This window comes from Acinetobacter sp. WZC-1 (genome assembly GCF_052544965.1).
On record NZ_CP199370.1, the window covers coordinates 1771776 to 1794667 of the forward strand.

At 44.9% G+C, this 22892-nt stretch carries 20 protein-coding genes and 1 pseudogene; 8 read left to right on the plus strand and 13 right to left on the minus strand.

The genetic code is table 11. From position 1 onward, the window contains the following. Positions 1-224: 224 nt before the first annotated feature. From ACT6PV_RS08180 to gcvH, 4 genes and pseudogenes are all read left to right on the plus strand, one after another. A complete protein-coding gene (locus tag ACT6PV_RS08180; RefSeq protein ID WP_445115904.1) occupies positions 225-2081 on the plus strand; it encodes an ABC transporter ATP-binding protein in 1857 nt (618 codons plus the stop codon). Between the two features lies 1 nt (position 2082). Continuing rightward, positions 2083-2169: pseudogene (locus ACT6PV_RS08185) on the plus strand (dehydratase); the annotation flags it as partial. A gap of 23 nt (positions 2170-2192) precedes the next feature. Continuing rightward, entirely contained in the window at positions 2193-3224 is a 1032-nt protein-coding gene (locus ACT6PV_RS08190; RefSeq protein ID WP_445115905.1) for a helix-turn-helix domain-containing protein, read from the plus strand. Between the two features lie 71 nt (positions 3225-3295). Further along, positions 3296-3670, plus strand: coding sequence for a glycine cleavage system protein GcvH (gene gcvH / locus ACT6PV_RS08195; RefSeq protein ID WP_445115906.1), 375 nt, complete (start codon positions 3296-3298; stop codon positions 3668-3670). Positions 3671-3725: 55 nt separating this feature from the next. Here the strand turns inward: gcvH and ACT6PV_RS08200 are convergent, their stop codons facing one another. The 13 genes from ACT6PV_RS08200 to ACT6PV_RS08260 all read right to left on the minus strand — a co-directional run bounded on the left by ACT6PV_RS08200 (position 3726) and on the right by ACT6PV_RS08260 (position 18856). Beyond that, positions 3726-4781, minus strand: a complete 1056-nt coding sequence (locus tag ACT6PV_RS08200) for a 3-deoxy-7-phosphoheptulonate synthase (RefSeq protein ID WP_445115907.1) — start codon at positions 4779-4781, stop codon at positions 3726-3728. A 546-nt stretch (positions 4782-5327) separates the two neighbouring features. Next, positions 5328-6140, minus strand: a complete 813-nt coding sequence (gene phnX, locus ACT6PV_RS08205) for a phosphonoacetaldehyde hydrolase (RefSeq protein WP_445115908.1) — start codon at positions 6138-6140, stop codon at positions 5328-5330. Between the two features lie 46 nt (positions 6141-6186). Then, positions 6187-7326: a 2-aminoethylphosphonate--pyruvate transaminase gene (phnW, locus tag ACT6PV_RS08210; RefSeq protein ID WP_445115909.1), complete on the minus strand. Its 1140-nt coding sequence runs from the start codon at positions 7324-7326 to the stop codon at positions 6187-6189. 51 nt (positions 7327-7377) lie between these two features. Next, entirely contained in the window at positions 7378-8532 is a 1155-nt protein-coding gene (locus tag ACT6PV_RS08215) for a TIGR03364 family FAD-dependent oxidoreductase (protein WP_445115910.1), read from the minus strand. A 99-nt stretch (positions 8533-8631) separates the two neighbouring features. Then, entirely contained in the window at positions 8632-10338 is a 1707-nt protein-coding gene (locus ACT6PV_RS08220) for a putative 2-aminoethylphosphonate ABC transporter permease subunit (protein ID WP_445115911.1), read from the minus strand. Further along, on the minus strand, positions 10332-11543 hold the full coding sequence (locus ACT6PV_RS08225) for an ABC transporter ATP-binding protein (RefSeq protein ID WP_445115912.1): 1212 nt from the start codon (positions 11541-11543) through the stop codon (positions 10332-10334). The genes ACT6PV_RS08220 and ACT6PV_RS08225 overlap by 7 nt, the downstream gene beginning before the upstream one ends. Positions 11544-11570: 27 nt before the next feature. After that, positions 11571-12614 (minus strand): putative 2-aminoethylphosphonate ABC transporter substrate-binding protein, encoded by a 1044-nt coding sequence (locus ACT6PV_RS08230; protein ID WP_445115913.1) that lies wholly within the window; start codon positions 12612-12614, stop codon positions 11571-11573. Between the two features lie 95 nt (positions 12615-12709). Further along, a complete protein-coding gene (locus ACT6PV_RS08235) occupies positions 12710-13462 on the minus strand; it encodes a UTRA domain-containing protein (protein WP_445115914.1) in 753 nt (250 codons plus the stop codon). A 480-nt stretch (positions 13463-13942) separates the two neighbouring features. Beyond that, the gene (locus ACT6PV_RS08240; protein ID WP_445115915.1) at positions 13943-14863 is read right to left on the minus strand and encodes an IS5 family transposase; all 921 of its coding nucleotides are present in this window, start codon (positions 14861-14863) and stop codon (positions 13943-13945) included. A gap of 249 nt (positions 14864-15112) precedes the next feature. Continuing rightward, the gene (locus ACT6PV_RS08245; protein WP_445115916.1) at positions 15113-16123 is read right to left on the minus strand and encodes an alpha/beta fold hydrolase; all 1011 of its coding nucleotides are present in this window, start codon (positions 16121-16123) and stop codon (positions 15113-15115) included. 593 nt (positions 16124-16716) lie between these two features. Then, positions 16717-17466 (minus strand): zeta toxin, encoded by a 750-nt coding sequence (locus ACT6PV_RS08250; RefSeq protein ID WP_445115917.1) that lies wholly within the window; start codon positions 17464-17466, stop codon positions 16717-16719. Between the two features lie 3 nt (positions 17467-17469). Then, positions 17470-17727, minus strand: a complete 258-nt coding sequence (locus ACT6PV_RS08255; protein WP_445115918.1) for a hypothetical protein — start codon at positions 17725-17727, stop codon at positions 17470-17472. 229 nt (positions 17728-17956) lie between these two features. Beyond that, a complete protein-coding gene (locus tag ACT6PV_RS08260) occupies positions 17957-18856 on the minus strand; it encodes a LysR substrate-binding domain-containing protein (protein WP_445115919.1) in 900 nt (299 codons plus the stop codon). A gap of 101 nt (positions 18857-18957) precedes the next feature. Here ACT6PV_RS08260 and ACT6PV_RS08265 point away from each other — a divergent pair, with 101 nt between their 5' ends. From ACT6PV_RS08265 to ACT6PV_RS08280, 4 genes are all read left to right on the plus strand, one after another. After that, on the plus strand, positions 18958-19410 hold the full coding sequence (locus ACT6PV_RS08265; protein ID WP_445117070.1) for a CidA/LrgA family protein: 453 nt from the start codon (positions 18958-18960) through the stop codon (positions 19408-19410). Further along, positions 19407-20102, plus strand: coding sequence for an LrgB family protein (locus ACT6PV_RS08270; protein ID WP_445115920.1), 696 nt, complete (start codon positions 19407-19409; stop codon positions 20100-20102). Before ACT6PV_RS08265 ends, ACT6PV_RS08270 begins: the two co-directional genes overlap by 4 nt. Before the next feature lie 483 nt (positions 20103-20585). Next, positions 20586-21653: a pyridoxal phosphate-dependent aminotransferase gene (locus ACT6PV_RS08275; RefSeq protein ID WP_445115921.1), complete on the plus strand. Its 1068-nt coding sequence runs from the start codon at positions 20586-20588 to the stop codon at positions 21651-21653. A gap of 88 nt (positions 21654-21741) precedes the next feature. Then, positions 21742-22881, plus strand: coding sequence for a cupin domain-containing protein (locus tag ACT6PV_RS08280; RefSeq protein ID WP_445115922.1), 1140 nt, complete (start codon positions 21742-21744; stop codon positions 22879-22881). Positions 22882-22892 lie beyond the last annotated feature (11 nt).

Consider the following 22892-nt stretch of genomic DNA (forward strand, 5'->3'; position numbering starts at 1 on the left):
TTTTCTCAGTGTCTTTACCTATATGCTTTTTGAGTCCAAGAAACTGAACAATTCAGTTTCCATATAACATAAAGCTTGAATAGCATGGGTATCCTGATGCCTGAAATATACTTGTGCCTGTAACCCATATTTTCGACAGGTTGCCAGCAGCGATTAAATTCAGCTTTTAAAACAGATCTCCGGTGAAAAATTTCATAATAAAATGATCAGACAGGTATATCTATATGTTGCAATGGTTTGAAAAACTGGTTGACCCTTATCCGGATGAAGGCCTGAATCAGCCATTACCCAAAAAGTTTTTCCCCTTTGTATGGCAGTCGGCAAGCGGAGTCAAACGTTACCTGCTACTGCTGATTCTCCTTACAACAGCAACTGCAAGTTTTGAAGCCATCTTTTTTTCCCAGATCGGACATCTAGTGGATTGGTTAAATCAGTCTACCCCACAGGACTTTCTACAGAATCACAGCCAGAATCTCTGGATTCTCAGTACCTTTTTACTGGCGAATATCTTTTTTGCCAATCTGCAATCCATTATCCGACATCAGATTTTATACAGCAGCTTCCCCATGCGTCTGCGCTGGCGGTTCCATAATCTACTGTTATTACAAAGCCTGGATTTTTTTCACAATGACTTTGCAGGACGTCTTTCCGCCAAAGTCATGCAAACCTCACTGGCAGTCCGGGAATTCTGGATTATTCTTGGAGACATGGTGACTTATGTCATTGTTTATTTCATTACCATCAGCATTGTACTGGGTGCAATTTCCCCCATACTTTTATTGCCGCTGATGCTATGGCTGCTCCTGTTTATCAGTGCCACATGCTTTTTTATTCCACGTTTAGGCAAAGTGGCCCGGGAACAGGCAGATGCCCGTTCCGTCATGACTGGTCGCGTCACGGATGCCTATACCAACATTCAGACCGTCAAACTGTTTGCACATGCCGGCCGGGAAAGTCGGTACGCCCGGAAATCCATGAAGGAATTTCTGCATACCGTCTTTAAACAAATGCGGTTGGGTGCGCTCTATGAAATCTTTACCAACCTGCTGACTGTGATCTTATATTTTGGCGTATTGGGGACAGCAGTGTGGCTTTGGTTACAGGGTCAGGTCGCTATTGGAGTCATTGCAGCAGCCACCGCCATGATTATGAAACTGAATAGCATGGCCGAATTTATGATGTGGGAGACATCAGAACTGTTCGAAAATGTAGGAACCATTCAGGATGGTATGAACATGCTGAGCAAACCCATACATATTCAGGACCAGGAAAACTCAAAATTGTTACAGGTCACTGCCGGGCGCATTCAATTTGAAAATGTGAGCTTTGCCTACAATGACAGAAAAAACATTATCAGCCACTTTAACCTGGATATTAAACCCGGTGAAAAAATCGGAATTGTCGGTCGTTCCGGTGCCGGTAAGTCCACCCTGATTCAACTGTTACTGCACTTTTATAGCCTGAATCAGGGACGTATCTGTATTGACCGACAGAATATTGCAGAAGTGACTCAGGACAGCTTACGTAAGAATATTGCATTGGTCACACAAGACACTTCCCTGCTGCATCGTACTGTTGCTGAAAATATTAAATATGGCCGTCCTGATGCCACCGATGAAGAAATGTATGCCGCAGTCCGCAAGGCAAAAGCCGATGAATTTATTCCTGCCCTGACCGACCTGCATGGCAACCGCGGTTATCAGGCTTATGTCGGAGAGCGCGGGGTAAAATTGTCAGGTGGTCAGCGCCAGCGGATTGCCATTGCCCGTGTTTTTTTAAAGGACGCTCCAATTCTGATTCTGGACGAAGCCACCAGTGCCCTGGACTCGGAAGTTGAGGCCGCCATCCAGTCCAGCCTGGATGATTTAATGGCACATAAAACAGTGATTGCCATTGCACACCGACTCTCCACCATTGCCCAGATGGACCGCCTGATTGTGCTCGATCAGGGACGCATTGTAGAACAGGGCACGCATGAACAACTGATTGCGCAGAATGGTGTTTATGCGCAGTTATGGCAGCGACAGACCGGTGGCTTTCTGGTTGAACAACAAAAAATTAAGGACAGGGAGCAAGGTTAACATGTTGTATCTGGAAGACTTACAGGTAGGTGATCGTTTTCAGAGTCGTGAGTATGAAATGACGCTGGATGAAATTCTGGAATTTGCCGGCAAAAGCGAACTGGATCGCCAATGAAAAAAATATCATCCCCGCCAAATCAGGGAATTCCAGGTGTTTATGGCCTGCTGTTACTGGATGTGGTCTCCCGCTGGGGCTACAGTGCAGAAACCCTGTTTACACCCTTTCATCTGAACGTCGAACAACTGGCAGAACCGGAATATCGAATTTCCCTGCCTGTCGCCAATGAGCTGATCAGCTATGCACGGGATTTGACCGGTGAAAGTACCCTCGGTTTTCATCTGGGGACACAAATGCGGATCTCCATCCACGGGTTTATTGGCTATGCCATTATGACAGCGCACGATATCAGCGATGCGCTGGTGCTGGCCAATCGCTTCATTCAGCTGCGTATGCCCTTTCTGCAATTGTATTTTTCCACCTTTGGCGAAAAAGCGACGCTGCAACTGCAGTGTCATATCGACCTTGAACCCTTGCGGACGGAAATTGTCATGGGGCTAAGCTTTGGCATCATGACCATGGCCAAAGCACTGACAGGTATCCAGAATTTACATAGCGATATCGATTTTGACTTCCCCATGCCTGACGGTCTGGAAAAATATATGGATCTGCTGAAACAACAGTACCATATGCAATTTGAACAACCACACTTAATCGCCAGTTTTGACAAGCAATATCTGGGACTGAAAATGGTCAATGCTGATCCCATTGCCAGTCAGATTGCCATTAACCAGTGTGAAGCAGAACTGTCAGCATTCGGTGAGCGCCGTCGGCTGTCAATGCGGGTCCGTGACATTCTCACCCATGCTGAACAGCATTACCTGAGTATTGAACATGTGGCAGATCATCTGCATATGTCAGATCGTACGCTCAAACGGCAACTGGCTGCTGAAGGAACATCATTTTCCACCCTGGTGGATGAAGTGCGCTATCGACATGCCATCTCACTGCTGTCACGTACCGATTACAGCCTGGAACTGATTTCAGATCAGTTGGGGTATTCAGACGTGGCCAATTTCAGCCGGGCATTCAAGCGCTGGAATGGCCGTAGTCCCAATAACTGGCGCAAGGATCCCTATCTGTAGCGCTTTTGTTTTTGTGAAAAAAACGGTATAACACTTGCCGGAAATGATGGAAAATATTTTAGGGAGTTATGATGAATCATCCTTCGGATCTGAAGTATGCTGCAACCCATGAGTGGGTAAAAATTGAGGGGGAGCTGGTGATTACCGGCATTACAGAACATGCTCAGCAGGCACTGGGTGATCTGGTGTATGTGGAAGCGCCAGCAGTCGGCAGCCGTGTTATTGCCGGTGAGCAGGCCGGTGTGGTCGAATCAGTTAAAACGGCATCAGACATTCACGCTCCTGTCTCAGGTGAAGTGGTTGAAGTCAATACTGCTCTTGAAGATGACCCTGATTTTGTGAATGACTCCCCTTATGACCAGGGATGGATCTATAAAATCAGACCGGATCATATGGCAGACGTTGAACAGCTGTTAAACAGCGCCGAATATGAAGCCGGGCTATAAAGTCAGGCTTCATATAAAAAATCAGCCACACCGGCTGATTTTTTATCCCTGGATATCAGGCACTGCAGGACAGAGCATTCTGCTGTAACTGGCGGTGTATGCCCAGTAACAACTGACTGGTTTTATCCCAGCCCAGACAACCATCGGTAATGGACTGTCCATGGACCAGCTGATCGGAAATCTGTTGCTTTCCATCGACCAGATGACTTTCCAGCATCACACCACGTACCTGAGTCAGCGCACGTTCTGCAATAATCTGTTGCAGCACTTCTGGCTGACGTAAGGGATTTTTTGAACTGTTGCCATGACTGCAATCGATCACCAGCGCAGGCAGATCAGCCTGATGTTTTTTCCGGATGCTGAGAATGGATTCCAGGTCATGGTTCGGCCCGGTATTTGAACCACGTAAAATCAGATGCGCCAGTGGATTTCCCGAACTGTGAATAATCGCCGGTAAACCGGTCTGACTGATGCCCATGAACTGATGCGCATTTGACGCAGACTGAATCGCGTCCAGGGCGATCTGTACAGAACCATCTGTGCCATTTTTAAAACCAATGCTGTAGGGCATATGGCTGGCAATTTCACGATGCACCTGGGATTCACTGGTCCGGGCACCAATTGCCCCCCAGGCCAGTAAATCATCAAAATAAGCCGTTGCAAGCGGACTTAAAATTTCACTGGCGATGGGCAAACCCATTTCGATCAACTGAAGATACAGCGCCCGTGATTGTTTCAGCCCCTGCTGCAAATCAGATGAACCATCCAGATCCGGATCATATAAAAATCCTTTCCAGCCGACAGTGGTCCGCGGTTTTTCAATATAGGCGCGCATCACCAGCAGTATCTGATCTGATACCTGCTGTTGCAACTGCTGTAATTGCCCGGCATATTCAAGGGCAGAACGTGGATCATGCAGGGAACATGGCCCGGCAATCACCAGCAGGCGTGGATCCTGACCTGAGAGAATACTGGAAATAGCCTGTCTGTGTTCAGCAACCTGAGTGGCCAGTACAGGACTGAGTGGATATTCCGCTTTTAACTGATAAGGCAAACTGAGTATGGTTTCTTTTGAAATATTACTATTCAGTACATGATTTAAGGCATTCATTGATCGTTCCTCCGGACTGATGACTGACAGTCCGATCTTTTATCTGAGCATCTGAGAGTGAGTCGGCTGCAAAATTTTCGTCATGAATTGAATAAAGTAAACCCAGTAAAAATTGCCATAATATGAAGAGTGTCGTGTTTTCATGATGATTTCTCCAGGTTGTTAGAAAATAAGTCATTTAAAATAAGCATAAAAAAACCTGATCAGGGTTGCCCAATCAGGTATAAACTTTGATGGGCAACTAAATGATTGCCCGAATGCGTCCAGGCAACTATTTAAAGAATTGCCAGAAATAAAAATAAGCGCTTGTGATCAAAGGTCGTTTTAACATCTTGATTACAGTATCTGATAAATTTGTCCAAGGGCTACAATACCTGCTGCCTGCTGATTTGACAAGTATGCTGAGCAAAATAATTTGAATAAGCAGCATCATAAAATACGATCAATACAATTGCACCAGACAGACACCGGACAGGCTGCATCTGCAGCCTGTCCGGTCTCATAAAATCAGTTTCAGACTGATCGCTGACTCAGTCAAACAGATGCTCAGGGTTTTTCACCATTGGCCAGCCGCTTTTCAATATCGTCCAATACCGGTACTAAATCTGCAATGCTGTCAATCACATAATGCGCACCGGAAGCATTCAGTTTTGCATAGGCTTTATCCCTGAGCACTTTTTGCTGATCTGCCGATAAGGCCTGCCATTCTTCCAGGCTCAGCCCAACCTCATTTCCACTGATGGCCAGGCCAACAGTCCAGCATCCACCATTCAGCCCTTCTTCAATCCCGACAGCCGTGTCATCCACTTTAACCACGGTTTTGATATCAGAAACACCGAATTCAATCAGATTGCGCCACAGCACTTCCGGATACGGACGACCATATCTGGCATCGGTGGCAGTAATAATACAGTCCGGCTGATAGCCCTGATCCGCCGCATCCTTAATCAGTTCACCAATCATCATTGCAGCATAACCGGTGTTACTGCCAATTTTTGCCCCGCGGTCACGAATATTTTTAAAGGTTTCCAGTGCCCCGGGAATCAGTTTTGAACACAGTGGAATGGTTTTCAGCTGATATGGAATAAAGTCCTGATATAAACGGTCAATATCAGCTTCAGTAACAGCGCTGCCATGTTTCGCTTTCCACACTTCCGCCACACGCGGCATGTTTAAAACTGCAGCAATATGATCACGTTTTTCCATACCCATTGGCCCACGTGCTTCTTCAATGGTCAGATCAACACCGTTGTCGCTGAATAATGTCATAAATGCCAGAATGGGCGCACGTGAACCGAAGTCAACAGTGGTCCCCGCCCAGTCAAAAACCACCGCCTGGATTTTGTTTGCAGTTGTCATAATGTATCTCCCTCAGATAAAAAATAAAATAAATGAATTGGTCGGATTATTCAGTTGATACACCCTGTTGCAGGTGCTTCCGGCAATAACTGGAAATTGCAGTTAATAAAGCCTCCATATCTTTTGAATACACTTCACCGATGTTGCCGATACGGAAGCAACTCAGGTCAGTCACCTTACCTGGGTAAATGACAAAACCTGATTGTTTCAGCGCCTCATAAAATTCCTGAAAATTAAATTCTGCTGCTGAAGGGTAAAGAAACGTGGTAATAAAGGGGGATTGCGGAACCTGGCTGTCCAGGACCAGCTCAAAACCGAGTTTTTGCATGCCCTGAGCTAAAATCTGCTGATTCTGGCTATAACGCTGATGGCGGGCATCTACACCACCTTCCTGTTCAAGCTCCAGCAGTGCCTGATAGAATGCACGAACCACATGAGTCGGTGAAGTAAAACGCCACTTGCCGTCATACTGTTCCATGGTGTTCCATTGATCATACAGATCAAGACTGACAGAACGTGCCCGTCCCTTACACTGTTGCAGTAACTTACGTCTTGCCACAACAAAGGCGAAACCCGGGACCCCCTGAATGCATTTATTGGCACTGGAAATCAGAAAGTCGATATCAAGTTCTGCAATATCCATGGGAATTCCGCCAAAAGAACTCATGCCATCGACAATCCAGACTTTGCCCGCAGCCTTGACCAGCTGACCAATCTGCTGAATCGGATTCAGCAAACCGGTCGTTGTTTCACAGTGCACACAGGACACATGCGTGATCTTTGGATCCTGCAGTGCTTTCTCAATGTCGTTCAGATCGGGAATCTGCGTTTCAGGGTACGCCAGTTCAAGCACATCAATCTTTAAGCAGCGGGCCATCTGCACCATACGTGCACCATACGCACCATTGTTAATGATCAGAATTTTGCCCTGTTCAGGAATCACTGAACCCAGTACCGCCTCAACAGAAAAGCTGCCACTGCCCTGCATCAGCACTGTTGTATATAATTCAGCCTGTCGGGTCGCCAGGTTGACCAGCTGATGGCGAATCTGCTGGACCAGTGAATTATATTCGTGATCCCAGGTACACCAGTCACGCTGCATGGCACGACGTACCGTCGCAGATGTAGATAATGGACCCGGCGTCAGCAGTAAATATTTATTTTCAAGATCATCAAATAAGGTCATGGCATTTCCCTGAGATAAATGTGCAATCATTCTAAACTGGTTTAAACCAGTTTAGAAAATATTTTGGGTTAAAACTTCAGCCATAAAACCCGGCCCGGTTGTCATTCCCTTACCGGCAATGGCGCTGACCAGGAAAATATTCTGTTCAGCTTCGGTTACACAGGCCAGTTCCGAATCATGGGTCAGGTAATAACCATTCCAGCGGTTCTGAATGTCCGGTAATGCCAGTCCCACCCTGTTACGGCAATAATCTTCAATAAACTGATTAATCTGTTCACGCTGCTGAAATTGCGGCGCATCCTGAATAGGGAAATATTCATGGCTGTCGCCAATAATCAACTCACCGGATGCGTTCTGTTTAATCAGAATATGGATACCGTAATCCTTAACCAATCCCTGCTGGGACTGTTGCAGCAGTGCTGGATAGCCCGGACATATTTCAAAAGCAGGATAACGTGCAATGGATAGACCGGAATAAATGGAGGCATTCAGCTGATAAGGCAGCGGCCGGGTCAGCGCCATCTGCAGGCCGCAACGTTTTAGTCCTAGACGCTGCAGTAGCTCAGGATATAAAATATCAACCGCATCACCATGACAGATCAGCACCTTTGCCGATTGGAACACCGCACCGCTGGCCAATGACACCTGACACAGCCCATGACCAGCACTTGTTCTGACCACACAGGCATTGGTGTGAATTTCAACACCCTGAGCCTGTGCATAGGCCAGTAAGAGTTTCCCCACCAGTTGCGGTTCAACAGAATAATCTTCTTCAAAAATCAGTCCGCCCTGAAGTTCAGTCTCAGGATTCAGATATTCAAAACGTGTTCTCAGCTGCGCAGCATCCAGTAATTGCACCGGAATCTGATATTGATCAGCCATTCCGGCAAATTCGGTCAGTACCTGATACTCGAGTGCCGTGTTGGCAAAATACACGCCCTGGCGCTGCTGAAATGAAATATCGGTCTGCGCCTGAATCTGCTGATAAAACTCAAGGGTCTGTATGGCGTAATCACGCCATTTTGCATCCGGACGGGTCAGAGTGGATGTTCCGACCATGCCAAAATTACGACGGGTCGCACCGACCGCTTCTGCATCTTTTTCAAAAATACAGACGTTCAGTCCCTGCTGTTTCGCCTGAATGGCTGCCGATAATCCCAGGATTCCTGCGCCAACAATAATCAGGTCAAATTGTGCTGTATTCATAGTTATTCCATCGTTTCAGTAAATTCAGGGCAATAAACCCCCCTGCCCCGTTATGCAAGGCATTTTGATTTCGTCCATCAGTTCAGGGGACTCATCGCTTCAGGTGTTTGTTCTCCAGCGCTGACTATGCGCCATCATTTTTCTGGTCAATAACCAATGCAATAACTTCACCACGCAGGAGGTCACTAAAATCAGAATGCTCATGGCAACAGCAGCCACTGTATCTCCTGCATCATCCATATTCAGGACCGACACAGCAGCCAGACTGGTATTGGGTGAATACAGGAAGATTGCTGCGGAAACCGTAGTCATGGCATTGACAAAGATATAGACCGTGACATCACAAAGTGCAGGAAAACTCATGGGTAGATATACTTTCCAGAACGTTTTCCATTTGGACATACCCAGGCTCTGAGCAGCCTGATCCAGTTGTACGGGAATCTGCTTAATCGCATCCGTCAGGTTCAGATGCGGCACCGTGTAATAATGGATAATGGTTGAAATCACCAATATGGTCATGGTGCCATACAGCACGCCCAATGGATTATCCGGCTGGTTAAAAAACAGAATATAGGCAATACCCAGTACCAGCCCCGGTACAGCAAGCGGTAATAATGCCAGCATCTGTACATAATTTTTAATCAGGGGATGGGTTTTGAAACGCTCAGAAAGCAGCGCCACCATGAAAATAATGATGGTGCCTGCAACCGTACTCATCAATGCCATTTTAATGGAGTTAAAATAAGCGCCCCAGCCGCCGCCATCGACATATTCAAAATGATAATGACTCAGCGTCAGAGACAGATCATAAGGCCAGTAACTGACAAACGATGCCACGACTGCCGTGACAATAATCAGCAGAATAAAACCTGAAACCACACTACAGAAAATGGTCAGTGCCGTTTCAAGTTTTACATTCTTTTCCGACATATACGGTTTGATCTGAAAACTCTGATAACGTGCCTGACGATGATTCTGAAAACGGTTAAAAATAAAGGCAATAATGGCAGGAAACAGCAACAGGATGGAAATCACTGCGCCCATACTCATATTGTGCTGGCCAATAATCTGCTTATAGACATCCAGCGCCATCATATTGAATGAGCCGCCAATGACTTTGGGAATCCCGAAATCGGTCATGACATAAGTGAAAGACACCAGACAGGCGCTGACCAGGCCATAACGGACGGCAGGCAGTGTCACGGCATAATGGGTCGCCCACACACCTTTCCCCAGTGATCTGGATGCTTCAATCAATCGCTGATCGACATTACGAAAAGCGCCACTCATGAGGATCAGCATAGCCGGAAATAACCAGAAACAGTAACTGATTAAAATACCGATCGGCCCATAAATGCTCTGATCACCCAGTAAAGACTTGATCATGCCCTGTTTACCAAACAGATAAACCAGTGCCAGTGAAGGCAATAACGACGGCGCCAGAATCGGCAGCAAGGCAACTGCCTTAAAAAAGCCCTTGCCCCGGATGGACACATTAGTCAATGCAAAGGCATAAATTGCAGCCAGGACCACGGTAATCACGGTTGCTGTCAGTGAAATCCACAGCGAATTAAACACAGAACTGAGTAATGCCGGATTGGCAAAATAGGTAACAAAATTCTGAAGGCCGATAAAATGCTGATTGTCGTCATAAAAAGCAGTCTGAAACAGCATGATCAGCGGCGCAACAATCGCCAGCGTCAACGCAATGGCAATCAGGCACAGGATGAGATTTGCCCTCAGGGAATATTGCGTATTCAGCCGTGGTTGTGATTTTAGAACCGCAGAAGCTGTCTCATTCAACATAAAGCACGCCCCTGTTCATCAAAAATATGAATCAATGGGTGCGCCACTCTGATCAACATCTGCGTCTGGATCTGTGCAGACTGTGCATTTTCAATTTCGATCTGTAATGTCGGCACGTCAGCAGACGGCATATTTTCCAGCTCGATTTCACAGAATAACCGGCGTTTTGCGCCCAGGAACTCTGAACTTTTCACCTGGACCGGCATATATAAAAACTGCTCATCCGCTGCCGCTTCTTCGACAATCATCACCGACTCAGGACGGAATCCAAGGGTATAATGCTGCCCGACCTGTAAGTTCTGTTGCGGGAAGTTCAAAGACATGGAGCCCAATATATCCAGCTGATGCGGCTGCTGACACACAGCATCAAGAAAATTCATACTGCCAATAAAACGGGCAACAAAACTGGTCTGCGGCTTATAGTAAATATTATGCGGGCTATCAATCTGCTCAATCACCCCATGATTCATCACCACCACCCGGTCTGAAATACTCAGTGCCTCTTCCTGGTCATGAGTCACCATAATGGTCGGTAAATCAAACTGCTGCTGAATGGAGCGGATTTTCTGCCGTACATTCAGACGCACCTGGGCATCCAGTGCAGACAGTGGTTCATCCAGCAAGAGTACATCCGGTTTCGGTGCAATGGCACGTGCCAGGGCAACCCGCTGCTGCTGCCCACCCGACAGCTGATTTGGATATTTCCCGGCAATATCAGGAAGTTCAATCAGATCCAGTAACAGATGGACCCGCTCATCCCGTTCAGCCGATGACCACTGATTTTTACTCAGACCAAAGGCGATATTTTCCTTCACCGTTAAATTCGGGAACAATGCGTAGTTCTGAAAAACAATGCCACAGCGGCGCTTTTCAGCCTGCTGTCGGGTGATATCCACCCCTTTTTTAATGACTTTGCCGTAATCAGGTTGTTCAAGACCGGCAATAATCCGCAGCAACGTGGTTTTGCCACAGCCAGAAGGTCCCAGAAAACTGACAAATTCCCCCGCCTGGACATCAAGATTGATATGATTCAGTGCCTGAAACTGATCAAATCGTTTCTGAATGTCCATCACCTCCAATACCGGCGCCCGATTTTCAGCGTACTTATAGGTTTTCAGCGTGGACAATAAATGCCCCGCACCGGAACCGGATGGATGTTGCTGCTCCAATAATGAAGGTGATTGCAGCGGCGTAGGAATTTGCATATTGCACCTGACTCTTAAAAACCGATATTATTTTTCAAAACGTTTGGACCATTCAGCCAGAATAGGTTCACGTTGCTCAGCTGCCCAGGCAAAATCATTTTTAACCAATAACTGCGGTAGATTTTTAGGGAAATCCAGGCCACTACTTTCCACACCCTTGTAGGCGACCATGGAGAAGTTACGGGCATAGGCTTCATTGGCACTGCGGCTGACTGACCAGTCAATGAACTTCTGAGCACTGCTGAGTTTTTTGCTGCCTTCGACAATGGCAGATGCTTCCATTTCCCAGCCCAGACCTTCTTTCGGATAAACCACTTCCAGCGGCGCACCTTCTGATTTCAGTTTAAAAGCCGGGTAACCAAATGAAATACCAATGGGAATTTCCCCCTGCGCTGCCATTTTGCAGGGCTTGGAGCCTGAATGCACATACTGGGAAATGTTTTTATCCAATGCCTGCATATAATCCCAGGCCTTTTTTTCACCGAACAGCTGAATCCATGCCGTAACGTCCAGATAGCCTGTGCCACTGGATGCCGGGTTCGGCATAACCACCTGACCCTTATAAATCGGTTTGGTTAAATCTTCCCAGCTCTGTGGAATTGGCAAATTACGCTTTTTCATTTCAACCGTATTCACACAGACCGCAGATTCCCAGGCATCCATTCCCGTCCATGTCGGTTGCGGCTTTGGACTGACAAACTCTGCTTTCAGATGTTCCACACCCTGTGGTTTATAAGGATGCAGCATATTTTTCTGTTCCATCACCAACAGACTGGTCAGCGCCAGCCCAAACACCACATCTGCCTGAGGATTGTTCTGCTCTGCCAGCAATTTTGCGGTAATCACCCCGGTGGAATCACGAACCCAGTTAACCTTCAGTTCAGGGTAGGCTTTATGTAAATCCTGCTGATAGAGCTTCAGCTGATCTGCTTCAACTGCGGTATATACCGTAATCTGTTCTGAGTCTTTCGAAGTTGACCCCTTGGAACATCCGGTCACGGCGAGTGCAGCAAGCACGCTGAATGTAATGGAAAACAAGCTTTTTTTATGCTGTTGAAGATACTGGCTCATGTACAATCCCTGAAGAAGGTAATTTTTCTGATAGTCCGTATTTCAACAGTTTTTTATGACACTTTTATTAAAGTGGTTTAAACCAGTTTTGTTTTTTATTCTGTCGCTTCAAAGTGCAAATCCAGCACATCATGCAGCCAGTATTCCTGATCCACATCGGTAATCACACCATTCTGATTCCGGTTCTGACGGCAGATGTATAAGCCCAGTGAACCCGGATTGACATGCAGTGCCCTGGCTTGCTGCTCTGCCAGTGCCGTCGGATACAGATTAATATTGGCCCGGGTAATATGGCATTGATATTGTTCCGCCATCAGTAACGTCAGTGACTGTTGTAAATCATGTTCCAGAAACCCAGGAAATAATGCACTGTTGACCCGTAAATGCTCCACCACCACAGGCCGGCCATTAATACTTCTGCGACGCCAGATGGAATACAGTTGCTGATGACTGTCTATGTTCAGATGCAGTGCATCCCAGTCGGTTGCCGTCACCAGCTGGGCAGAAATCAGTTCGGTGGAGGGCTGATAGCCCTGCTCCCGCACATACTGATTAAAACTTTTGGTCGATTGCGGATGATAAATAATCCGTGGCGCGCGTACATACCAGCCACGCCGGTCCAGCCGATAAATCAGACCATCGGTTTCCAATGCCAGTAAAGCCTCACGTGCAGCAACACGTGTTGTTGAAAACTGCTCTGAAAGCACACGCTCTGAAGGCAGCCTGGAATTACGGACCAATACCCCGGATTCAATCTGATGGGCAATCGCATCACGGATGGGAATATATTTCGGAAGAATACGTAATTGATCGTCTTTGCTGCCCGGTACTGCGTTATCTGAGGTCATACCACTAAAATGAAATAAAAGTTACCATGACTGAATATACTAAACATTTGTGAAAAAAGAATCATGTAATTCATGGTCACTGCCAGATATGGAACCAATTGTGTCAGTCTTAAACGCCAGCAGCATGATTTTCAGAAAGTAAGGGAAATTAAAAATAATTATTAAATTCAAATATATATTTAAATTTAAAACAAAAACGATAAGACCACATGTAACATTCAGGATTTTGTCAATTTTGTACGGGCAGCAATGTTGTCAGCTGATTAAATGTGACTGATGATTACCGTCATAATTTTCAATATGACATGGATAAGAGCAACACATTTAATATAAATAACTATCCGGCAAGAAGTGTGTCTGGAGTCAGTGAACTGATAATAAATGCGCGAGTGGAAGTTGAATGTATAGCTTTAGAACGGCTTTGTTGCACAAAGATTTAAAATTAAAGTTCACCTAAGTTATCTAAATTTAAGATATAACTCAGGTATGAGGTCTTCCTGAATCCGTGAATTTATTTAATACTGCTACACGTGCATGAATCTCATTGACCTGGCTTTGAAAATGTCTTGCAGTCAGTTTATCCCCTAATAACTTGACGCAATGCATTTTGGTTTCAACTAAACTTCGGCGATGATAGCCAGACCAGTTTTTCCATATAGTCCTGCCCAAATGTTTAACTGTTCGAAGCAGTTCATTGCGTTCCAGCGAGCTAATCTTTGTATCTTTCCAGGGTTTAACATTTTTTCTGGGTGGGATTACTGCATGAGCTTGCCGATCGGAAATCACTTCTCGACATTGTTTCGTATCATAAGCTCCATCAGTATAAACGGAATCAATTGGTTCAGCTGGTGGAATCTGATTAAGTAAATCACCGAGTACCTGTGAATCACTGACATTGTTTGTAGTGAGCTGAACTGCACGTATTTGCAGGGTTTCAGCATCGATACCAATATGTAATTTACGCCATTGTCTACGATATTCAGGCTGATGTTTCTTACGTTTCCACTCACCTTCACCTAAAAATTTCAAACCAGTAGAGTCAATGAGTAGATGGAGTCCACCACTACTTCTTTGATAGCAAATCGAAATATCAATATGCTTTTGTCTTCTACAGAGGGTGGAGTAATCTGGTGCTGCCCAATCCAGGCCAAAAAGTTGAATGAGACTTTGAACAAAGCCAGTGACCATACGTAAAGACAGACGGAATAAGGATTTAATCATTAAACAACATTGGATTGTTGTATCTGAATAGGTTTGATTTCGACCTTGTTTGCCTTGCGGTTGTTCATACCACTGAGTATTGGGATCAAACCAAATGGCAATATTTCCACGATTAATGAGAGCTCGGTTGTATGAAGACCAATTAAGAGTACGGTAAATTTTAGGGCGAGGCTTATTCATTTGAAAATTATAGTGTGGAATCAGCCTTTAGAGATAGGTTTGTGCAACAAAGCCCTTTAGAACTGGAATAGCGCTGTTGTATAGATTTTCTGATAAAAGCCATCCATTGGATGGCTTTATACAATGCTTATTAGTCAGGTTGAACTGATACTAAATCTGAAAATAATTCTTAAAGAATACAGCAGGCTTCTGAATTGCCTATCAGACTAAGAAATTAGTACACTGTCATGCATATTATTATTGTACGGATCAGTGAACTTTCAGCTCTTTTAATAGCGTTTCATGGAATTGCTCAGGATTCTGCATCTGTGGTGCATGCCCCATATCGTTAAATTCAACCAATGTTGCTCTGGGTATGCGCCTGGAGGTTTCTTTACCCAACACAGCGTAATTACCAAGTTGTTTTCTTATCTCTGGCGGTGCAAGGTCTTTACCGATAGCCGTATTATCTTTCGTCCCGATAATTAATAGTACTGGCATTTTTAAATCACTAAATTCATATATAACCGGCTGGGTATAAATCATGTCGTAGATCAGAGCTGAGTTCCAGGCAACATGCTTTTTGCCTTGGCCATTGTTCAGCCCAGCCAGCATGGTAACCCAACGCTCGTATTCTGGTTTCCATTCCCCGGCATAGTATGTATTTTTCTCATACTGACGTATCTTATCCGCATTTGTTTTCAGTTCCCGCTGATACCATTGGTCAACCGTAATATGCGGCACGCCCAGCGCTTTCCAATCCTCTAAACCAATAGGGTTAACCATTACCAGCTTTTCTACCTGCTGTGGCCACATAAGTGAGTAGCGTGTTGCTAACATACCACCAGTGGAATGCCCAATGATCGTCACACGATCAATACCAAGTTCATTTAATAATGCGTGGGTATTATTTGCCAATTGCTGGAATGTGTATTGATAGTGTTCTGGTTTACTGGATTTACAGAAACCAATTTGATCGGGTGCTATCACACGATAGCCACTATCGGATAGCACACGGATTGTACGGTCCCAGGTTCCTGCACAAAAGTTTTTGCCATGCATCAGTACTACTGTACGACCATTGGATTTTTCCAGCTTTGGCTTAACATCAAGATAAGCCATTTCCAGAGATTGGTTTTGCGAGGTTAAGGTAAAATTTTTAACTGGCCAGCTATAATTAAAACCCTCAAGTCTCTCACCATATGCTGGAGTATCGGTAGCCATCACAGATGAAGTCAGCACCATAAATAACGTAAGACAGGAAAGTTGGCGGGTTAGCATTAGGTTCTCCAGTGGAAAAATATGTAAAATTTTAAAGTACGTGCCAGGTAAAGCTAATTAAGTTTAAACGTTTAAGCCTGTTGATTCTGTAGTTAGGCTCTTAAATCGTGGATAATCTGTATATCCTTCATCTACTCCTCCATAAAGTGTAGTTGGGTTCCATAACCAATGATGGGCAATAAATGGACGACCAAATGCAATGATCATCCCTCCATAAATAACCAGAGTTAAGAACAGGGATTAAAATGATAAAAATAAAATACCAAAAAACCAAATGCATTTAATACACAAACCAGTGTTTTAATATGTTGTTCCATCCTCATCGTATGCACCCTTGCTCCTTTATCATCCAATAAACTTTAAAATCCTCCTGACCATCAGCAGGAGACACTGCACAAATCGATGTAACAGCAGCTCTGCTTTGCTATTGTTCCAAACGTAGAAAGTTCTGAAGTAAGAAAATCAAGGAACGAGTAAACTGTGTAACCTGACTTTTCGCATCCATCACAACCGCATACCACCCCATAAAACACACAAACTCATTAAAAATTCATTTATATATTTTAAAATTAAATCCCATCCACATCAGCCATTTACGCAGAAAATTCACTCAAAACCCTCTCTGTAAACCAGACGGGAAAACGCTCAAGATCCGGATTCAATTTTAAAGTCCGGGCATTCTCAATTTCTGCAATAAATGATGCCTGCTGTCCTTCGGAAGAGTTATCAAAAATATAGGCCCGATCTGAAGCTTCAATGGCCTGCATCAGCAAATTCAGACTGCGGTGATAACGTTCACGGATTTTCTGTTCAGCCACCGGATGCCCACCAATAGACACGCGATATTGCACACGCGCAATATTAATTAACGGATCCACCGTAGCAACATAGTACAGATAGGTTTTAAAGCCCCGCTGCTTTGCTTCCCATAAAAACTCCACTTTACTGATATGCGACATGACCGTTTCATAGGTGAAGCTGATTTTCAGTCTTAAAAATTCCGTGCGGATAAAATCAATGATCCGTGCCGCCAGGTAAGAATCAATTTCCTGTTTTTCAAAAATGACTGAACCATCATGCTGAATCACAGGTTCAGCAGACAGGAGTGGGACAATGGCAGCGCCTTTTTTTCTTTTTTTTAGTTTCAGAAAGTCAATGAGTTTTTGACCGGATAAAGATGCATGATAATCCGCAGGAACCAATAGTTGTGTCGTATGTAAAACCTTTTCCAGTTCATCTGCATTTAAATACGCCCCAACCTGGTGGGGCGCAAGATAATCCTTAATGGTGCTTTTACCGGAACCATTGGGTCCGGCAAACATACGTATTCTGGGTTGAGGCATCCTTTAAGCCGTAACCCTGATTTTTTTCCTGCGTTTCAGTACATTTCGCTTCAGTTCCGGTACGACATAAGCATCGGAGACATCCTTCAATACAACATGCTTACCGTTGTGTTGCTGAATCAGTTGTTGATCCTTTACATAAACCACTTTTTCGGCGCTCGATGTTGCCTGCACAAAAGCATGGCTAAAAGCCTGCACAGCGAGTTCAGGAATTTGTGCTTCCTCCCGCAATGTGGTTTTCATTACTGTGTATGCTGTCATGCTTCACCTCGCATCATAAAATGCTGTCATTTATCTTAACATATACCCTGAATTTGTCTATTTATTCATCGTTCAGCTTATTTGTCATCAGGGTACGTAAATCCGGCCATACAACAGCTTTACTCCAGTCATGGATCCCAGGCATGACAGATTTCAATGCCGGGCTGAATCATCCTGCAAGACCCGGTAACACTGACAGCCACTGCCCTTTGCGGGACAGACTAAAAGCCTAAAAATGAATCAGGTCCTGATTCTTTTCAATAATATTCAGCCAGGCCCGTGTGGCAGGACTCATGGACACTGTGGTATCCCAGGCCATGTTTAAAGTCCAGCGCAAATCAGGATTGATTAACGGTGAAATATTAAACTTTCCGGCGTCCACCTGTTCACAATGAATTCTGGGCAGAATGGCAATCCCCATATTGAATTCAACCATTCGGGTAATAAAATCCCACTGTCCACTTTTACAGACCACCCGGGGTTCAAATCCCACAGAGTTTGCCGCCTGAATAATCATGTTATTCAGCGTAAAAGAGTCAGCATAAAGCAAAAAGGATTCCTCCCTGAGTTCAATCAGGGAAACTGCCCGCTCATTTTTCCAGGGGGATTCCTTTCTGGAGAGTAAACACATGGGAGAATCCATCACCCGTATGGATGCAAAAGTCGGACGCAGATTGCCCAGCAGAACGCCTACATCCACCCTTTTATCTGCAATGGCCTGTTCAATGCCATTAGAACCAATTTCCAGGAAGTTCAGCTGAATATCCGGATATTGCTTATAAAATAAGGCAATTAAAGGACTGAGTAATACTGATCCCAATGGGGGTAAGCCCAGCCTGAGTTTACCTTTTTTTAAGGAATGGACCTGGGCAACGGTTTCATAAATCCGTTTTTGTTCTGCCAGTAAAACCAATGCATGCTGATAAATCAACTCACCAGTATAAGTCAGGGTAACTTCACGCTTACGACCGGCCTCACCTCTTTTAAATAAGCTAACGCCCAACTCATCTTCCAGACCACGAATCGCCTTGCTGATGGTGGGCTGAGTCATGAATAAATGATCGGCAGCCCGGCTGAAACTCTGGCTTTGTACTATTTCAGCAAAGATTCTCAGACTTTTTAAATCCATATAATTATTCCCCTAAAGAATAATTCTCACTAAATTATTCATAATTTAGCATAAATGAAGGCGTTAAAATGATTCATTATTCCAGCTATGCTGTTGCAGCCATGTTTAAATATTCTAATTTATCCGCCAAACAAAAAAATTCAGCAAACATTGTCATGCAGATCGGTGTACTGATCGTGTTCTGGTGGCTGGGTTCAATGGTCCAGTCGATTTTTCATTTACCTGTTTCAGCAGCATTTATCGGACTGTTGATGATGCTGACCGGGCTGATGACTGGCGTGGTCAAACTGCAATGGATCAAATCCGGCTCCAGTTTTATGCTGAGTCACCTGGTCCTGTTCTTTCTGCCTCCCTTTGTTGGGCTGATCAACTATCAACAACTATTTATCAAGGAAGGATGGCAACTGCTGATTACGGTCGTTACCGGCACCATCTGCGTCATGGCCTTTACTGCATACAGCGTATTCCTGGGCTTTAAACTTGAAGAAAAACTGAAACAGCGCTCACTGAAAAGTGTTCCCCCTGCGGCAGAAAATGACGGAGAACAACCATGAGTCTTATTTCCATTTTATGTCTGATCGCAACGCTTGTTGTTTATGCCTGCAATAAAAAACTGTACAGCAAATATCCCGTACTGCTTTTTTCTCCGGCGATTCTGACCCCATCCATACTCATTTTACTGGTCCTGATCCTGCATATTCCCTATGAAACCTATATACAGGGTGGTCACTGGATTGTATGGATGCTGGGGCCTGCAACCATTGCCTTTGCCATTCCTATTTATGAGTACCGCCAGATTATCAGTAAACATCTGCTATCAATCAGCATGGGGGTAGTGATTGGCATGCTGGCAGGCATTATCAGTGCTCTGTATTTGTCAAAATTATTTCATTTTGATCAGGCGACCAGCTTCAGCCTGATGGCACGGACCATTTCCACACCCTTTTCAATTGAATTAGCCAGTCGTATTGGCGGATCTGTGGAACTGGCGATCCTGTTTACCATGATGACCGGCGTGACCGGTATCCTCATTGGTGATTTAGTGCTGGGCGCACTGCATTTAAAATCACACTTTGCCATGGGTGCCGCACTGGGAAATTCAGCGCATAGTTTTGGGACGGCCAAGGCCTATATGCGTCATCAGGAAGAAGGGGTCGTTGCAAGTGTGACCATGGTCCTGGCAGGAATTTTCATGGTGATGGCCGGTCCCTATCTGATCCCCTTCATTGTCTCTCTGCTTGGCTAAAAATTCAGTCAATCAATGAAAATCATATATGCAAATTTATTCGGTTTAAGTGCAGGGTCGAATACAACCCGCTTCAGCCGATAGAATCTGACCATTCAATTCAGATGATTCAATTCGGGGGCTTAATCAGGATGACTGAATCCTGATAAAAGGGTATGTCAGTTGCGATGTGCCACCCCATTATTTACGTAAAAAAGCAATTCATTAGAGCTCTTGCAAAAATCAAAATTTGTACAACTATGAACTATGATTTTTCAGGAATTTTAACATCCAGAATCATTAAAAATGATATTTTTGCAAGAAGTCTATTAAATATTACTTTACTCACTGTTACATGATGGTTGACAAAGTAAGTGTTAAAGTTACGCACAATACATAATGCCAATAAAAATTGATATGCAATTTAAAAAATACCGCACTATTATTTTAAACGTGTAATTAACAAACAGCATTTCCCACAACTGCTATAATTGCGTGAAAAATATGCCTATTTCATCCCTGTTACGTGATGTTGCATTGGATTTAAAACCCATTCGACCTTTCACAGAAAATACTGAAAGCAAAGGCACATTATATCTGCAAAACAATGAAAACCCTTATGGCGACCTATATAAACGCTATCCGGGTTATCGTCAGGATGGCCTGGACGGTTTAGCCAGAAAATATCTTGATCTTATTCTGCATATTGACCGGAGCCGTGGTGCATCACCGCAGCAATTGAACGATCACCACATCCTGTTAACACTCGGTGCATCAGGTGCACTGGAAACCGTATTTAAAACTTTTTTTGAACCACGTGTTGATCATCTGCTGATGACCCCACCCAATTTTGGCTTGTTTCATCGCATTGCACGCATACATGGCATTGGAACCAGAACTGTGCCACTTCAGGGAACCGCCTTTGACCGACTGGATGTTACAGCCATCTGTAATAGTGATGCCAAAGGGGTTGTTCTGTGTGATCCCAACAACCCGGTGGGTAGTCGCATCAACCCGGCCGATATTGAGCTTTTAGTCAAAAGCTTTCCCGGTTTAATCATTATTGATGAAGCCTATGTTGAATATAGCCGATATTGTTCCAACCTGCGTCATCTCCAGACCAACCCCAATGTGGTCATTATTCGTACCATGTCCAAAGCACTGGCGCTGGCAGGTTTACGCATTGGCGCCGTCATTGCGCATGCCGACATCATTCAGCCACTGCGCCATGTACAACTGCCCTTTATGATTTCCTCTGCAACTGCAACCATTGCCAGCCGGCATCTGGATAAGCGCCAGATACTTCTCCAGAGGATTCAGGATTTTCAGCAGGAACGTGACCGGGTTTTTGCTGCATTAAAAGAGAGTACATCCATCACAGGGGCATGGGGCGAAGATGGTGGCTTTATCACCCTTGCAACCAATGATCCAGATCAGGTTACAGCCATCCTGCATCAACACAAAATACAGCCTGTGTTTAACCCTGAGGGGTTACATGGATACATCCGTATTTCACTGGGGTCTCCCCGGCAGAATAATCGTGTAATTAAAGCTTTTCAATCAATCAGATAAATCAGAATCCCATCCACCCACCTGTATTGCAGTTCAGTTTCATCGCTTCATTTCTTGCCCATTTACCCATAAAAGGAAGATACGCGCCATGACAAACTCATCTCAGCAACTCCTCAGAACTCAGCCAGAATCCACTTCCCATATTGAAACACCCACTGATCCATCTGCCTCAGTGCAGGTTATCAGTCGTACAGACATTCGTGCCATTACCGAAGTAGAAGTCGATGGTCAGATCCATCAGCTGGGCGAACATCGTGATTTTCGTCGCAATAGCGCCCTGGCTGCGTTTATTCCAGAAAATGGACGTTACTCATTCAGCTGGGTCCGTCTTAAAAATGGAGAAATCCTGGATAATCACCAGCACAGCACCAAATCACTGATTATCGTCACTCAGGGTTCAGTGTACCTCACCGGAAGTCAGCAGAAGCTTTTGCAGGAAGGTGATGCAGTCTGTGTGCCTCCAGGCCAGCTGCACGGTTTCCGTAGTGAAGAAGGCCAGACCTTTCATGGATTATCCATTCAATTTGAAGGTGAAGGATTATATGAAAATGAAATCACCCCACGTGTTGAATTTCTGGCCGGGGAAAAGCAAGTTTCCTATCAGGATTTAGACCATCTGAATAACCAGCTGGGCTTACGCCATGAAAAAAATGCACTGTTCCGCCTGTTTGAATCCGGCCAGTTACAGACCCGGCCTGCCATGAAACAACGCTTTTTAGAAGCACTGTATGTATGGTCCGTTTATTTCCAGAAAATGCTCTATGCCCGCCAGGCCTTTTGTACCAATGATGAGTTATATGCCATATACAGCGAGCATTTGCATGATGAGTTTGGGCATGATGAAATCTTACGGGTCCAGAACAACCTCACCAATAAAATTTATGACCCGGCCCTGGAAGCAGCCAGTCTATGGTTCATCAATAAAATGATGAGCAGTGATGAAGCAGAAAAAATTGTGATTGTCCACATGGTGGTTGAAACAAGCGGAGATTCGTTTGGCAAGGCAACCGAGAATATTCTGACCCATGACCATAACGAGAGTGACCCTTCATATTTTGAGATACATGCTGAAGCAGATGAAGGCCATAATGCGCTGGGCCGTCCTTATTTACAAAAGCTATCGGCCAGCCAATTTCCCAAACTCATGGAAACATGCCGGCAGGCCTGGGATCAAATGGATATCATTCATGAACGAATTGCAGCACTGACCCTTCAGGCAATACATTAATAATTCATAAG